The 16,761-nt window shown below is 41.7% G+C and carries 11 protein-coding genes; 4 read left to right on the top strand and 7 right to left on the bottom strand.

Going from position 1 to position 16,761, the window contains the following annotated elements; translation table 11 throughout:
• Positions 1 to 26 precede the first annotated feature (26 nt).
• From rluF to F1E73_RS00540, 6 genes are all read right to left on the bottom strand, one after another.
• Positions 27 to 755: a 23S rRNA pseudouridine(2604) synthase RluF gene (gene rluF / locus F1E73_RS00565; RefSeq protein ID WP_086477210.1), complete on the bottom strand. Its 729-nt coding sequence runs from the start codon at positions 753 to 755 to the stop codon at positions 27 to 29.
• Positions 756 to 894: 139 nt separating this feature from the next.
• Positions 895 to 2,991, bottom strand: a complete 2,097-nt coding sequence (locus tag F1E73_RS00560) for a glycoside hydrolase family 20 zincin-like fold domain-containing protein (protein WP_150450838.1) — start codon at positions 2,989 to 2,991, stop codon at positions 895 to 897.
• A 147-nt stretch (positions 2,992 to 3,138) separates the two neighbouring features.
• Positions 3,139 to 3,591: a DUF1569 domain-containing protein gene (locus F1E73_RS00555; protein WP_150450837.1), complete on the bottom strand. Its 453-nt coding sequence runs from the start codon at positions 3,589 to 3,591 to the stop codon at positions 3,139 to 3,141.
• Between the two features lie 218 nt (positions 3,592 to 3,809).
• A complete protein-coding gene (locus F1E73_RS00550; RefSeq protein WP_150450836.1) occupies positions 3,810 to 4,958 on the bottom strand; it encodes a Gfo/Idh/MocA family protein in 1,149 nt (382 codons plus the stop codon).
• Positions 4,934 to 6,301: an aldehyde dehydrogenase gene (locus F1E73_RS00545; RefSeq protein WP_150450835.1), complete on the bottom strand. Its 1,368-nt coding sequence runs from the start codon at positions 6,299 to 6,301 to the stop codon at positions 4,934 to 4,936. Before F1E73_RS00545 ends, F1E73_RS00550 begins: the two co-directional genes overlap by 25 nt.
• Before the next feature lie 23 nt (positions 6,302 to 6,324).
• Positions 6,325 to 8,772 carry a M14 family zinc carboxypeptidase gene (locus F1E73_RS00540; RefSeq protein WP_150450834.1) on the bottom strand — a complete coding sequence of 816 codons (2,448 nt, stop codon included), beginning with the start codon at positions 8,770 to 8,772 and terminating at the stop codon, positions 6,325 to 6,327.
• A 217-nt stretch (positions 8,773 to 8,989) separates the two neighbouring features.
• Between F1E73_RS00540 and bshC the strand changes: the two genes are divergently transcribed.
• Both bshC and F1E73_RS00530 read left to right on the top strand, forming a co-directional pair.
• Positions 8,990 to 10,591: a bacillithiol biosynthesis cysteine-adding enzyme BshC gene (bshC, locus tag F1E73_RS00535; RefSeq protein ID WP_150450833.1), complete on the top strand. Its 1,602-nt coding sequence runs from the start codon at positions 8,990 to 8,992 to the stop codon at positions 10,589 to 10,591.
• Between the two features lie 76 nt (positions 10,592 to 10,667).
• Complete coding sequence (locus F1E73_RS00530) at positions 10,668 to 12,038, top strand: pyridoxal phosphate-dependent decarboxylase family protein (RefSeq protein ID WP_150450873.1); 1,371 nt, start codon at positions 10,668 to 10,670, stop codon at positions 12,036 to 12,038.
• A gap of 17 nt (positions 12,039 to 12,055) precedes the next feature.
• Here the strand turns inward: F1E73_RS00530 and F1E73_RS00525 are convergent, their stop codons facing one another.
• Positions 12,056 to 12,601: a pyridoxamine 5'-phosphate oxidase family protein gene (locus F1E73_RS00525; RefSeq protein WP_150450832.1), complete on the bottom strand. Its 546-nt coding sequence runs from the start codon at positions 12,599 to 12,601 to the stop codon at positions 12,056 to 12,058.
• Between the two features lie 323 nt (positions 12,602 to 12,924).
• On the opposite strand from F1E73_RS00525, the gene guaA reads away from it, so the two are divergent.
• Together guaA and F1E73_RS00515 are read left to right on the top strand one after the other, a co-directional pair.
• A complete protein-coding gene (gene guaA, locus F1E73_RS00520) occupies positions 12,925 to 14,457 on the top strand; it encodes a glutamine-hydrolyzing GMP synthase (protein ID WP_150450831.1) in 1,533 nt (510 codons plus the stop codon).
• 123 nt (positions 14,458 to 14,580) lie between these two features.
• Positions 14,581 to 16,761 (top strand): LysM peptidoglycan-binding domain-containing protein, encoded by a 2,181-nt coding sequence (locus F1E73_RS00515; protein WP_223883315.1) that lies wholly within the window; start codon positions 14,581 to 14,583, stop codon positions 16,759 to 16,761.

Raw genomic sequence — 16,761 nt, 5'->3', positions numbered from 1 at the left:
TTTTTATTATGGGGTCTTAGTAGGTTTTAGGAGGTTTTGGACGACTCACTAATCATGGCCTGTATTTCCTGTAATTCCTTATCCGTTAAATCGCGCCATGTTCCCACGGGAATATCCAAATGGAGGTTCATGATCCGGATGCGTTTCAAGGAGGTTACATTGTAGTCAAAATACTCGCACATGCGACGTATTTGCCTGTTTAGGCCCTGTGTAAGTGTGATTTTAAATTCATATTTATCCAGCTTCTCCAACTTACACTTCTTAGTAACTTGACCCAAAATAGGAACCCCGTTACTCATCTTTTCCAAAAACTCATCGGTAATGGGCTTATCTACACTTACAATATAATCTTTCTCGTGGTTGTTGCTGGCTCGTAAAATCTTATTTACAATATCGCCATCATTGGTCAGTAGAATTAGTCCTTCACTGGGTTTATCTAGTCTGCCAATGGGGAAAATTCTACTTGGGTAGTTAATATAATCTACAATATTGTCCTTCTCCCTTTTGGTGTCTGTGGTACACACAATTCCAATAGGTTTGTTAAAAGCAATATAGACTGGTTTAGCTTGGGGTTCATTGATGAGTTTCCCATCTACACGTACCTCATCGCTCTCGGTAATTTTAGTTCCCATTTCTGGAACTTTACCGTTAATAGTGACCCTGCCTTGGTCTATTAGTTTGTCTGCTGCTCTCCTAGAGCAGTAGCCCATTTCACTTAAAAATTTGTTTATCCGTGTGCCTTCCTTCTCTTTCATGTCCGCTCCTTAGTCCCAATGGTGAGTATGGGGTTTTAGAGGCGAAATATACTGAAATAAACTTTTATATGGCCTAATATACCTGCAAGATATTTTTAGCTATCCTGCAGGTTGAAACCTAGGTTGTCTTGACTTATTTTTATAAGGATTCCGTGACTTCCGTTTGAATTTCTTTTTCCAATTCCCTTTCCATTTTATCAAAGAATAATAACTCTGCATAAAATTGCCAATCGAAGTTTAGGGATTGATTGGCCAAATGAACGTGGTGGTCTTGGTCTAAAATATAATTACTGGGCTTTGTGAGTATTCTGGTTTTACTATATACCTCTTCCAGTTCTTTTCTGAGGGAGGCAAAGCCCGATTTTAATTCTTTTAATTTTTGGGCGGAAGCCTTTATTTCATCCTGACTTACAGCCTCGTCATATTCCTTGAGTGCCAGTAATAATTTAGGACCATATTGAGCCAAGTTATTTACCTGCTCGTATACCTGTAGGTTGTAATCGTTTCTTAAGGCTTTAGCGCGGGCCAATTTAATTTTCTCAGCAATACTGTCTGTAAGTTTCATATATGCCTCTGCCTTTTCCAAACGATCTGAGTGCTCTTTGCTCCATTCTCCTTTGTTGTTCATGTCGGGAAAGTCTATTAGTGCCTTTTCTAACGGATTCTCCATGGACTTTAGGTAGTTTCGTTGGTTCCCTTTTAGCAAAGCGTTTTTCCAGAAAGCTACTGGCCCTTCTAATTCGCTAATAAAGGCGTTGTTTGCAGCAGCCATTGTGTGTCCGTACTCACGTTGTCTAAAGGCAGTTTTAATTTCTTCGTTGCTGCGTTTATCACCAACCCAAGTATATTCTGCAAAGGCTAGGATGCCACGCATATATAATTCAAAATGCGGGGAGTCATCGTCCCATAGGGTTAGTAGTAATCCCTTGGAGCCACTGTCTATGGAGTTTACCGCAAATGCCCGTATGCTTTCCATATTGCTGTCGTTTTGTGGCATCAGTACCCATCGGGTCTGCCCAGCGGTAGCGCCCATTACTTCCATTCCGTGGTCTTTAAACCACTGCATGGCCTTTATATTACCAATTGCTTGTGGGGTTTCGTAATTCCAACGCATATAAACGCAGTTCTTAGGGAAATCGTCTAAGAACGCTAGTAGTTTATGTTCGTTTTCTTCCCACACCTTATTTACTTCCTCTTCGGTCATTTCGGGTTTAAACATGGGGGCGTATACATCTGCCTGTTGCAAGGGCATGTCATCCCAGAAAATTGGGGTTCTGCCATGTTCTTCCGCAAATTCAGCTACTTTGTTTAGCCAAGTAAGTTGTAATTTTAAAGCAGGTTCCTTGCTGCCTCTACCAGTAGTATGAACCTCATCGCCGCCTACATGTAGGTATTGTCCGTGAGGGAAAGCTTCCATAGCATCCAGATACTGGTCAAATTGTACCTCGTAAGTTTTTGGGTCTAGCGGATTGAAAGCCCAATCCCTGCTAGGGTCATCCCTAAGGTCATAATACGCTGGGTGCTTTAGAATAAAAGAGGCGTGACCCAAACCTTGTACAAGTGGACTGATAGCTATATTGCGCTCCTTGGCGTAGTCGCTTATTTTTCCCCATTCCTCTATGCTTAACGCATCATCCGAGGCAATGATAGGTTGCCGCTTAAATTTTAATTTATCCTCTATTTCTAGAATTATTCCGTTTATCTTATAACTGGCCAATTTATTCATTAAACCATAATAGTATTCCGTAGTTTCTAAATGATGCTTAACATCAATATGTACTGCCCTAAAGGAAAGTTCTGGGAAGTCGGTAATTTGGCATAGAGGTAGATTGGCGTCTTGGTCTTTGGCATCCTCATAGATTTGCTCCAAAGTGGCAAAAGCATAGAAGAGGCCCGCTTTATCTTTTGCCTTAATGTTAATCCCATTGGGTTGTATGGATAAGGTGTACCCTTCAGAGGGCAAATCCAACTCACTGGCTATTTGGTAGGAAAGGGGTGATGCCCCTGTGAGTTCTTCCGATAGAGGTAAAATTCCGCGGGTAAGTACGGGTAGCGCTTCCTGGTTTGCAGCTTTCGCAGTGAGTGCTGTGGAAGGTGATAAGGAACTTATTCCCGTTATGTTAATTTCTTGTGGTTGTGGCAACAGATTAAAATCGCCCAATTTTGGTTCTTTACTAACACAGGAAAGGAAAAGTAAGGTGCAAGCAAATAGGATCGTACTGGATATTCTTTTCATAGGGTAAGGTTGGTTAATTTATTTTAAGGAGGTTAAATTTGATGAAAACTAAGCCTTAAAGATAGCACTTTAGCCAAGTGATTCGGAATCAAAACAACATATTGGGGGCAGATGTTATAGGTATAACAAATTGATGCCCCCACGTGCTTATACACCAAATTGTTCCAAATGGTGGTTTAGGTGTTTGTAAAAGAGATTATTCCACTCAGATATGTTTAGTTTACCAAAAGAATGGGATTCTTTTCGGTCAAAATATTCCTGCCCTAGTTTTTGGGTTTTTTTAAGGTAATCGATCAACCTTTTCTTTTCAACCTCAAAATCCCTCTCATCCGTAATAATAAATGCCGGTGCAGTCCTGCTATTTCGTTTGTAGGGTGTTTCGTTTACTACAGTGGGTTTTACAAAAAGCTTGAGCATAAACTTAACAAAAGCGTTGGGTTTAGGATGTTTGTCCGTGTAAACCATTTCATAGGGCACGTTGCAGTGGGCCAGCATTTGAGTTGCATTCATTTTACCCCATTTTGGGGTGGTGGTCGGATCTAATGTATTTATTCTTTGTATAACTTCCTCAGTTACTTTAAGGTCAAATATATTTTTCATTGTGTGTATTTATTATAAAGATTAACTTTTAAAGAAGCCAAATTTAGGCCACCCACAAAGATAGCAATAGCCATGGTTATAACCTATGTTTTTGGGGATATCGGTAGATGGCTTCTCAAAGGTCTTGCGCTATCGAGTACGCTTAATACACCCTAGTTTAAGCTAGGAACATTATGGTAGGAAGATTGTTGCCTCTCTTATAATAGCTGGAATAAAACTTATTCCAAGTAAATCCATTTCCCGGTGCGGGCACTTTCTTTTGCAGCTTCCAATATTTCCATGACCACCATATTGTTTTCCAGGGCAGGTAGGTCGTAGTCTTCTAAGGTGATGGAATTGTTGATTACTGCTACCAATAGGCTAAAAGGATCCCTATACGGATCGGTCAGGGGATTAAGGGTCTGCCTTTGTTCTATTTTATGGTCTTTTAATCTAAATCTTAGATCGGCGGAGTTTTCGCTGATGAGGTAGCCAGTACTTCCATAGACTTCCATATCCTTCCGTGAAAAAGGCCAATTCCAAGAGGCTTGGATTATGCCCTGCATTTTAGGATAACGTAACAAAATAGTGGCCTCATCCTCTACTTTTGGATAGATATCGGGCTTTATAGACTGGGTTAGGGCCATAACTGCCTCTGGTTTATCACCTTTTGTAAGCCAAGTAATCAAGTTGGCTCCATAACAGCCAAAATCTGTCAAGGCTCCCGCACCGTTCAGTATTGGATCGGTAAGCCATTCCAAAAATTCCTTGCTCACCCCAATTTCCTTAGGTCCTTCATGTCCGTCGTGTACTACTATTTTCCGTAAGTCCCCTAATTGTTGGGACTGCACCATCTCATAAGCTTTATGATTGGTGGCGTACCAGCTGGTTTCATAGTTAGTGAGGAGGTGAATAGCATGTTTTTGGGCCAAAGCCTTCATTTTTAAAGCGTGTTCCATGCTTACGGCCAGTGGCTTTTCTACCATTACATGGACCCCTTTTGGAGCGCAGGCTTCCACCACGGATAGGTGATCATAGACACTGCCAAAGGCGGCAACAGCCTGGGGCTGTACCTCTTCGATCATCTCTTCTAAGGAGTCAAAAACAAGGTCTAAGGAAAAGCCATAGTGTTTGGCAAGTCTAGCCACCAACTCCTTGTTTGCTTCCGCGATTCCTACAATTTCAACATCGCCTAGATCTGGTCTGCCTAATATCCAATGAACGTGATCATGGGAGAGTCCGGCCACTCCTAGTTTAAGAGGCTCCTTGGAGGATTGGCCGAGTACGCTCAATGGCATTGCTAAGAGTAAAAAAAGGGAGGATAGGAGAAATAGTTGTCTCGCAATAGTTTTAGGGTGTGTTCTTAACCCATCAGTCTTTTTATCCATTTTAGTTTGCTTTTTGTATGGGGGTGGTACTTTAGGTTGGGTTCTATCCAGGTGGGCTTGTCCAAGATGCCTTTGTAATGTGAGAAGGCTCTAAACCCGTGCTCGCCATGATAAGCTCCTATACCGCTATCCCCAACACCGCCAAATCCCATATGGCTATTGGTAATATGCATCACGGTATCGTTAACGGCACCACCTCCAAAGGAGATTTGATTCAATACCTTTTGTTTGACCATTTTATCCTTTGTAAACACATAGCAGGCTAAGGGCTTTGGGCGTTCCTTTATTTTGGCAATGATAGCATCCAGATCATCGTATTCTAATACGGGGAGGATGGGGCCAAAGATTTCATCCTGCATTATCGCGTCCTCAAAAGTAATATCCGTTAAAATAGTGGGTTCAATAATTCGGGCATCCAAATTGTATTTCCCGCCTGTATAAACCTTATCGGTTGCTATCAACTTAATCAGTCGGGCTACATGTGCATCGTTTATGATTTGTACATAGTTGTCTTCCTCTACCTTAAACTTGGAGTCTTCTATTTCTTTCTTGGCCAGTTCTAGAAATTCACTTTTAACGGACGTATGTACTGCCACATAGTCTGGCGCAATACAAGTCTGACCAGCATTTAAAAACTTGCCCCAGATTAATCGCTTTACCGTCATTTTTAGATCACAATCTTCGGTAATAATGGCCGGACTCTTACCTCCCAACTCTAAGGTTACGGGAGTTAGGTTTTTTGCAGCTGCTTGATAAACAATTTTTCCCACGGGAACGCTGCCGGTAAAGAATATTTTATCGAACTTTTGATTTAATAGTTCCGTAGTTTCAGGAACACCACCTTCTATAACCCTAAAAAAATGCGGGTCAAAATTTTCATTGATCAGCTTAGCCATAACCCTGCTAGTATGTTCGGGAAGTTCACTGGGCTTTAGGATAACCGTATTTCCTGCAGCTATGGCCGCTATGGCCGGTGCTAGGGATAATTGGTAGGGGTAGTTCCATGCACCAATGATTAAACTTACTCCCAGAGGTTCTGGAATTACATACGATCGGGCAGGCAGATTTACCAAATTGGTCCTCACTCTTTTTTTCTTAGACCACTTCGGAAGCTTTTTAATAGCCTCCTTAATATCGTGATAAAGCAAGCTTATCTCGGTTGTATAGCTTTCAAAGGCCGATTTTTTAAAGTCGGTGTAGATGGCCTCATGGAGCATTGTCTCATTTTCCCTGAGCAATGATTCCAGCTTCTTTAATTGTGAAATCCTAAAGTCTACCTCCTTGGTAATATTGGTTTGGAAGAATTTTCGTTGAGCTGTAACAATTGCCGGGATCGTATCCATGATAATCGGTTTAGTGTTTATTTCTATTGAACCATAAAAAGGGCATTGACAAAAAATAGTTTTCCATTTTCCCAAAAACCTCTGAACAGCGGATTGTCTACCATATAAATAACTTGTCCCTTTCCATGGTCTTCTACTCCAAAAACAAGCGTTTCGCTAATTTCTTTCCGTGCTTCGCTACCAGCAAAGCCCGAAATAGGATTGCTGTCCTTTTCCAAATAGGCCACATTCCCAGTTTTAAGCTTTCCATAGGCGTCTTTCCCCAGTTTCAAGGTGTAGTAAAAATCTGGATAGCCGTATGCCAAGGGGTGGGTAGTATCTACCTTGGTTTTAAATATGGCTCCGGTAATGCTGTTTTTTATGTATTCCCGCTCAGAGTCCTCATAGGGATATTGTTTCGGGAGGCTATCTTTCTCCATCGTCTTCTCTTTTATGGCAAAGCCTTTTTCACCGTTGATGCCCTTTATAGCTCCTCCCATGGCGATTAATTTTCCGCCATTGCGTACAAAACTCTTTAGGTCCTCCAGTTTTGATTCGTCAAAGAAGCTGCTATACCAGCCATTGGGTAAAATTAAAACGTCGTATTCGGATAGGTCTACCCTGCTGTAATAACTAGCATCCAATACTGTGACCGGATAGTTTAGTTGTTGTTCAAAGAAATGCCATACTTCACCAAATTGTAAGGTGCTGGTAGGCGAGCCAGATAAAATGGCGATTTTAGCATCTGTAATCATAGGCACCAAGCTCGAACCAAAATCCTTACCTTTTTCCACCAGCCCTGTTGGGGTAGGCGTAAGGGAAATTTGATGGTTTTGGGAAATGGCTTCCAAGGTGGCTGTAAAGTTCTTATGGTTTTTATTGTCGGCCTGGGTAATGATCAGGCTTCCTCGGTTAAAGGTCTTTCCTTGTGTGGTAAACGGCTGCTGGGCAAATCGCACCCTTATTTCCTGTTTTAATAATTCTGCCAGGAATCGGGCGTCCTTCATGCTGTTCCATTCCGCTAAATAGGCATAGGCATCCTTAGATAGTGCATTGGAGGTGTTGTTGGCTGCTTCTTTGGGGCCCGATTTTACCAATGTTTTAGAGGCAACAGCATCTAAGCCATAGGCGTAGGGTAAAGACCATGCGGTAATATCATAGGTGAGGGAATCGCTTAGTTTGGTATGGGGCTCCATAAGTACTTTTACCATGGTCCCCTTTAGTTGGTCTGTAGAGACCACCATATTTTGGGAAGTTGTTTTTATCGATTTAATTTTTCCGGACCGGTAATCAAAGCCTTTGGCGGAACCATTCTGGGCCCATCCAAAGGAAATGTCATGGGCTTGCAATAAATTACCCAGGGCTTCCAATTTATCGGGGTTACCGCTAAGAATATAGCTTTGGTATTCAAAATTGGTGTTGTTGAAGAATTTTTGAAACTGCTCGTTTAGCAGCTTGGTGTTTTGAGAGGCTACCTCTACGGTAGATAAGCCAGTAGTAAGGTGATGGGAGATACGGTCTTTTAACGTTAAGGTATCCCCAATTCCAGTGATTATTCCCAAGCCAGCACGTCCGCTACCTCCTTGCTCATAGGTCATACCAATACTCCCGTTATAGGTGGGGTAGGTGTCGCCGTAACTGGGATATAATAGGTCAAAAATCTCCTTGGTAAAATAAAACCAGCCGTTGGCATCAAAATATTTTGCATGGTTTTTCCCGATAACCGATTGGAAGTCGCGCTGAAAATCGGTCACCACTTCGTGATAAGGCTCTGCAGCTGGAGCAAAGAAATAGGGGTTGTCTACACCCTGTTCATGAAAATCTACATGGATATGCGGGAGCCATTGGTTGAAGATCTTTATGCGTTGCTGACTTTCTTTTTGTGTAAGCCAGGCCCAATCCCTATTTAGGTCGAACATATAGTGGTTAGATCGTCCGCTAAGCCAAGCCTCGTGGTGTTCCTTGCTGTTGGGATCTGGTTGGTGAGGGGTATTTTTATTTTGATAATACCAGTTTACATACCTATCGCGCCCATCAGGATTCATGCAAGGATCCATAATTACTACGGTATCCTCTAAATAGTCCTTTTTTTGGGTTAATAACTCATAGATGGTCTGCATGGAGGTCTCCGTGCTTACACTTTCGTTTCCGTGTACGTTATAGCTTAACCATACTATGGCCTTTTCGGCCAAATCTCCACCCTTGGTATTGTTTATGTGTGCTTCCTGGATGGCTTCTAAATTACTCATATTCCCTGGGCTAGAAACATAGGCCAAGATCAATGGTCTTTGTTCGTAGGTTACTCCATACTCTACTAGCTGTACCCGATCTGGGGCCGTTGAGGCAAGATAGTTGTAGTAATCTACCACCCTATGGTGTCTTGTAAAGGCAGTACCCAATTCATAGCCCAAAAACTGGGAAGGCGATTGTATTTCTTGTGCAATGCCTACTGTAGCTACTAAAAACAGTAGCGAGAAGAATAGTCTTTTCATATTAAAAAAATCGGTATTGAATAGCTCGAAACCAAAACTAAGGAATAATGCTGATATTCTGCAGATACATGTTAGATATACCTACATAAAATAATGGCTAACCGAACCAAAAAATGAAAAAGTCCGTATAAAATGGTTAATTAAACTTCTTAACGTATTTTTAGGACTTGAAAAATAGGGTTACCCCTATCTTTACCCAAGCAATTACCACTAATTTATGGAAGTAAAAGGCATACCCTTTAAAAAGACCGGTTATTTTACTAATTTAATATGCGATTATTTGGAGGGGACTCCTGATCTAGATCCCTTTTACAATAGAAAGCCCGAGCTTGGTGAATTTAAAGCTCAAATCAAGGAGAAATCCAACTTTCCCCTGGCCAATAGAAAGGTGTTAACCGAGGTGTTAATGGGGCAATATGAAAATTTCAAAATATCTAGCGGCACGGAGACCAATATCTTATTATTAAAGGAAAAATCGACCTTTACCGTAGTTACAGGGCATCAATTAAACTTATTTACCGGTCCTTTATATTTTTTATATAAGATTATTACTACAATTAACCTGACCAAATCCCTAAAAAGGGCGTATCCGGAAAATGATTTTGTACCGGTATACTGGATGGCTACTGAGGATCACGATTTTGAGGAGATCAATTACTTTAACTTTAAAGGGAAGAAATTACAGTGGAACAAAGAGGCTTCGGGAGCAGTAGGACAGTTAAATACCGAGGGCTTGCAGGCAATTTGCGATGCGTTTTCCAATGAGATGGGAAATAGTATCAATGCCAATAAACTAAAGGAATGGTTTAGAAAAGCCTATTTGGAGCATACAACCTTGGATGACGCTACCCGCTACCTGGCCAATGAACTATTTGGGGAATATGGCTTGGTGATTATAGACGGGAACAACCCCCAATTAAAAAATCTACTTATTCCCTATGTGGAAAAAGATTTGTTGGAGCAGCGTACCCATAAGATGGTTCAGAAAACCATAGCCAACTTAGAAGCCTTGGGCAAAAATTATGGCGTTCAGGTAAACCCACGGGAAATCAATTATTTTTATCTTATCGATGGCGTTCGCCAGCGCATAGTAGAGCAAGACGGGAGGTATTTTGTGATGGATACAAAGATCCGGTTTAGCAAGGAAGAAATTCTGGAAGAGCTAAAGGCGTATCCAGAAAGATTTTCGCCCAATGTGTTGTCCAGACCCTTGTATCAAGAGGTGGTATTGCCCAATCTATGTTATATAGGTGGTGGTGGGGAATTGGCGTATTGGTTGCAGTTAGAGGCCATGTTCAAGGATATGGGGGTGACCTTTCCCATGCTGTTGCTGCGAAATTCAGCTTTGGTGATCACTGCCAAGCAATGTGGGAAATTGGAGAGCTTACATATTTCCATTGAAGATTTGTTTTTGGATCAAAACAGTTTTATCAATAAGAAAATTCGTGAGATTTCAAATATCGATATCGATTTCACGCCTCAAAGGGAGCATTTAATTCAGCAGTTTAAAGAGATGTATAATTTGGCCGAAAAAACCGATGCCTCGTTTTTGGGTGCGGTGAAGGCACAAGAGGTGAAGCAGCTTAAAGGCTTGGATCATCTGGAGAAAAGATTGCTAAAAGCGCAAAAACGAAAATTGCAGAATCAGGTGGTCCGCATTACGGATATTCAGAACCAACTTTTCCCAAATAAATCCCTTCAGGAAAGGAACCTCAATTTTTCCGAGCTTTATTTGGAGTATGGAGAGCGGTTAATTCCCAGTTTAATGGAGGCACTTAACCCATTATCGGGGGATTTTACCATTGTGAAAATGGATTAGTCCTAGGGCTTCCTTAATCTCAAATAACACATTGTAACAGGTAGGATACTTTAAAAAAAACATACGCACTATGTCCATGCACAAAGTAGATTTTGAAATGGTAGAAATGACCTTGGATGTCATGAAATATGCCATTGGTAGACTCACTCATCCTGCTCCAGAATTGGGGAAGCCCAAAAAAGAGGAGGAGTTAAAAGCCTTGGTAGGGGAAACCATTACACCTTTGGGAATAGGGGGCGAGAAAGCCTTTACTCTGTTTAAGGATGAACTGCTAAAGGCCACCGTTCCTATAGACCATCCCAGGCATTTGGCATTTGTGCCGGCATCCCCAACCAAGGCTGCCGTAATGTTCGATCTGGTTACTTCGGCATCTAGCATCCACGGTGCTTATTGGATGGAAGGGGCTGGTGGAATATTTTGTGAAAACGAGGCCATGAAATGGTTGGTGTCCTTAACGGGTTTGCCAAGTGGAGCCTTTGGGGTGTTCACTAGTGGAGGTACCGCAGCCAATCTCTCGGCCATGGTAACGGCGCGGGAATATTGGCGGAAAAATCCAGATAATCGGAATAAGAAAGGGATTATTATTACTTCTAGCGGTGCCCACTCTTCCGTTAAAGCAATGGCGAAGGTGATAGATTGTGATGTGCTTTTGGTGGAGACGGAAGAAGAGATGACCGCGAAGGCCCTTCAGGAAAAAATAGCCTCCCTAGACCCATTAGAGCGTCAGCGTTTGTTTGCCATAGTAGCTACTGGAGGTACAACCAATGCAGGAATTATAGATGACCTTTGGGGCATAGGTAAGCTATGTGAGGAGGAGCATCTTTGGTTTCATGTAGATGCTGCCTATGGGGGAGGGGCTTTGGCATCCGAAAAGGCTAGACCTCTGTTTAAGGGCTTGGAAAAAGCAGATAGTATTACCATTGACCCGCATAAATGGCTTTTTTCTCCCTATGATTGCGGTGCTATTTTGTATAAGCAACCAGAACTTGCCAAGGAAGCACACTCTCAAGAGGGATCCTATTTGGAAATTTTTAATGACGAAGGGGCTCGCGGATTTAATCCTTCCGATTATCAAATACAGCTTACCCGTAGGGTTCGGGGCTTGCCGCTCTGGTTTTCATTAGCCGTTCACGGTACTGATAAATACGCGTGGGCAGTGGAGCGGGGAATGGAGTTGGCTCAAATAGCTGGAGAATTAATTACCAAAAACCCATTGGTAGAATTAGTAAGAGATCCCAGCCTCTCATGCGTGCTCTTTAGAAGGGTGGGGTGGACCGCACAGGATTATAGGGGCTGGACGTACAAAAACCATCGGGAGGGATTTGCGCTGGTGACGCCTACTAAATATAAAATAGCAGGGAAGTTTGAAACGGTAGCTAGGTTTTGCTTTATTAACCCCGCAACCACCCAAGAGGATATTGCCATGATCTTGGAGTCCATGGAATAGGGCAACGATAAAAAACACTAGGGAACCAAAAATTCGCCTTCCCATCCGTAGTCTAGTTTTGAGAAGAAGACGCGGGTGTGGTCGGGTGTTCCTAACTGTAAGTATTCTATTTTAAAGGGGGTGATCTTCACAATACAAAAATGATTTTCCGAGGGGAGGTACTCCAACTTGCCCGGACTTGCTATGGTGCTTCCGGGCGATTTAAGGGTGGTGTATTCTTTTTTAGCCAGCTCTGGGATGGAACTCCAATAAGCTTTCTTGGTGGCTTCATCACTTTTAAAATCAGCTATTCCCTCTATCCTAAGTTGCATTAGTTTTTCGGGATGATAAAGGAGGAGGCTTACTTTGTTGTTTTCTTTGATATGGGTGATTTTTTTTGAGCGTTTATCCGTAAAAAAAATAATGTTTAAATCACTATCTACCTCTCGCATTACCACGGTGCGGAGTCGTGCTACATGGTCTAGGCCCACGGTGGCAAAGGTGAAGTATCTAAAAGGATGGTCCTTTTCAGTAGGGCCTTTTAGTAGTTCCTGACTAATCTGCTCAAAGTAATCCGTTCCCATGATGTTTGTTGTTTGTGGAAATAAAGTTAAAAATAAAAAGTTGATTATAAACTGCTTTTTATTTTTCAGTAGTATCCAAGGAGGCTGAGGAGGGGAGCTTCTTAGTGAAAATTTTTTCCCATAGAATCTATAAGGAGGTTTAGGTATACAGTAGCAAGTTTGCCCGTTTACATTGGTTGGGCATCTGTATATTTAGGCCATATTGTTTTAATTAATCAGGATAGATGTAAATTAAATAGGTATTTTTGCCCTCATTTATGATGGTTTTCATAAATATCTATTAAAGATGTTTTTCTAAATTTTTCAAATTACTATTTTTGCCCATGCAAAATAACGTCCTCATTTTAGATTTTGGTTCCCAGTATACACAGCTCATTGCTAGAAGAGTTAGGGAGCTTAATATTTTCTGCGAAATTAAACCGTACAACCATTTACCCGAAGATTTATCGGAGTATAAGGCCGTGATTCTTTCTGGGTCCCCGTTTTCAGTTAGGGCTGAAGATGCTCCCAATCCGGACCTGTCCCAGATAAAAGGCAAGAAGCCACTTTTGGCAGTTTGTTATGGAGCTCAGTATTTGGCACATCACAACGGAGGAAAGGTAGCTCCTTCCAGTACTCGGGAATACGGTAGAGCAACGCTATCGTTCATCAATCATAAAGAGTCGTTTTTCGACGGAATTTCAGAAGGAAGCCAGGTATGGATGAGCCATAGCGATACCATAAAAGAACTACCTGTTAATTCCACTAGATTGGCCAGTACTCCCGATGTGGAAAATGCTGCCTATAAAATAGACGGAGAGGAAACCTACGGAATCCAATTCCACCCAGAGGTTTATCACACAACGGACGGAAAGCAACTATTAGAGAACTTCCTAGTTCATATTGCCGGTTTAGAGCAATCATGGACTCCAGATTCCTTTGTGGAGACCACAGTAGCTCAATTAAAGGAGAAAATAGGAGACGAAAAGGTGATCCTAGGACTTTCTGGTGGGGTAGATTCCACAGTAGCAGCAGTTCTCTTGCATAAGGCAATTGGGAAACACTTACACTGTATCTTTGTAAACAACGGATTACTTCGTAAAAATGAATTCCAGGCGGTACTGGATCAGTACGAAGGAATGGGATTAAATGTTAAAGGAGTAGACGCTTCGGCACGCTTTTTGGATAATTTAGGAGGAGTAAGTGACCCAGAGGCCAAAAGAAAAACGATTGGTAGGGTGTTTGTAGAGGTTTTTGACGATGAATCCCACAAGGTAGAAGATGCCAAATGGTTGGCGCAAGGAACCATCTATCCAGATGTTATTGAATCGGTTTCTGCCACAGGAGGACCATCTGCAACCATTAAAAGTCACCATAATGTGGGCGGATTGCCAGATTATATGAAACTGAAGGTGGTAGAGCCCTTGAGAATGTTGTTTAAGGATGAGGTGAGAAGAGTAGGTGCTAGCTTGGGTATAGATAAAGAATTGTTGGGAAGACATCCTTTTCCAGGACCTGGATTGGCAATACGTATTTTGGGGGATATTACCCGAGAAAAGGTTGCTATCCTTCAGGAAGTGGATGCCATTTTCATAAACGGACTCAAAGAATGGGGTCTTTATGACAAGGTTTGGCAAGCAGGTGCCATGCTTCTACCCGTAAATAGTGTAGGGGTAATGGGAGATGAGCGTACCTATGAGAAATGTGTAGCATTGAGAGCCGTTGAAAGTACGGACGGGATGACAGCAGATTGGGTGAACTTACCTTATGAGTTTTTACAAAAAACCTCCAACGACATCATCAATAAGGTGCGAGGGGTAAATAGGGTTGTATACGATATTAGTTCCAAGCCACCGGCAACCATTGAGTGGGAATAGGATCTAGTTAGGAAGAATAAACCTATATTTGGAGGTCATTTTATTATGCAATGTCATTAGTTGCGGTAAAATGACCTTTGCCAAATGGTGTCTAATTGCGTTTAATCTATAAAATCCAGGATAGTGAAATTAACTACAAAAGCAATATGTATGACCATGCTCCTTCTATTGGTTGGGGTAGGTGCTGTTGCACAAAAATTCACCACCCATTCTGTGAAGAAAGGGGAGACATTGGAGAGTATTGCAAAACAATACAAGGTTTCTGAACTTGGTATTTTAAAATACAATAAGGAGGTAAAAAAAGGTCAGCCAATAAGTACCAATACTATCCTTGTTATTCCGATGGGGGAAACGCCCCAAGGACCCGTTGTTCAAAAAGATGCGGAAGAGGAAAGTAGGATAGGTGCCTTGTTGGAGAAAATGCAGGGGGAAGATGTAGAAAAAGGAAGACCAGACCCGGTTGGGTTTATATCGCATAGAACCAGAAGAAGGGAAACACTCTACGGTATTGCTAAAAAATATCAGGTTAGCGAAAACGATATTAAGCGGTATAATAGGGAGTTGTATTCGGTTCAGTTGAAAAAAGGTATGACTCTTAAGATTCCCAAATACAGGAAAGAAAGGGAGCCAGAGGTAGAATATTTGGAAGAGGATTTCGAAATTCATTCCGTACAGCCAAAAGAGACTAGGTGGAGTATCGCCTATAGATACGGTATTACCTTGGATAGTCTGTTGGTCTTAAATCCAGACCTTTCCAAAACCACCGATTATTTGGCCACTGGGCAAGAGCTCTTGGTGCCTAAACTTATAAAAGGGAAAATCAAGAATCAACAAACCCAATTGTATACCTCCTATACGGTTCCTCCAAAACAGACCTTTTATAGTTTGGAGAAAAAGTTTGGAGTTACTGCAGAGGAAATTGTAAAATTAAACCCCCAAATTAGCGAACGAGGTGGATTAAAGGAAGGGATGGTACTTCAGATCCCCGTGAAATCCGGGCTTACGGACGCAGTAAATACGGAGAATTACAATTTTTACGAAGTAAAGCCAAAGCAAACCGAATTTTCACTTACCCGAAAATTAGGACTTACCTATAGGGAATTGTTGGAGTTGAATCCCGACCTAAAAAATGGATTGAAAGCGGGGATGATCTTGAAGCTGCCAAAGGACCAAACCGGGAATTTTGAGGTGAAAAATGCCCTTATTCTCGATAGAATCAATATGGTAGATAGTATTAATCCGCTCTATAGTCCAAAATTGATGTTTTTACTGCCTTTTAGGCTAGATAGGCTCAATTTAAATGATACCGTTTCTGTAACCAATGCCATTCAGAAAAGGAAAGATGTAAGGTATAGCCTCGGGTTGTATTCGGGGGCGTTAATTGCTATCGATTCTCTGGCCAAATTGGGGGTTTCGGTAGAGGTGAAAACCTATGACACAGAGCTTAGTAGAAATCGTACCAAGGATATTGTACAACGAGAAAACCTTCATGGGGTCTCTGCTATATTTGGACCACTAGATCCGGAGTCTGTCAAGGAGGTGGCTTTGCAGGCTGCTAACTATAAGGTGCCGGTGGTAGCTCCGTTGGCAGAGGGTAGCGACTTAAGCTTAAGCAATGTGTTTTTTGCCCTACCTTCTAGAGCGGTAATGCAGGATCAGCTATTGGATTATGTTTCCAATAATAGAACGGATCAAAAGATTATAGTTATCGCCGATTCACAAAATAAGAATACTGAGGCCACTTTACTTAGAAAGTTTCCTGGGGCTACTACGCTGACCTTAAAGGAAGATAGAACTTTAAATATCGATCAGATTTCCGCTTCCCTATCGGATAAAACCGAAAACTTTGTTTTCTTGGAAACAAATCAAGCCAATGTGGTGCACCATGTGGCATCCTTGCTGAATTCCTTTATAAGTGATAAGGTAACGATCAGGCTATTTACTACTAATAAAAATGTAGCATTCGACAATGAGGTAGTGTCCTACTCACATATGTCTAATTTAAGGTTTACCTATCCTTCCGCATCCCGGGAAGTGGGGAACAATTCATTTACTAGGGCCTACAGGGCTAAGTTTGGAGCAGAACCGGATATGTATGCGGTTAGAGGTTTTGATATTGCCTACGACCTTTTATTGAAATTAGCCTATAAAAACAATTTGATGGATGCCTCCAAACTTATAGGAGGTACGGAATATACGGGTAATAAGTTTGATTACGTTCAGAAAATCAACTCCGGGTATTTTAATAATGCCGCTTATATTATGGGATTCCAGGATATGAAAGTGGTAGAAATAACAGAATAA

The organism is Arenibacter lacus (genome assembly GCF_008711145.1).
GTDB lineage: Bacteria > Bacteroidota > Bacteroidia > Flavobacteriales > Flavobacteriaceae > Arenibacter > Arenibacter amylolyticus.
This window is presented reverse-complemented; position numbering and strand designations above follow the sequence as displayed.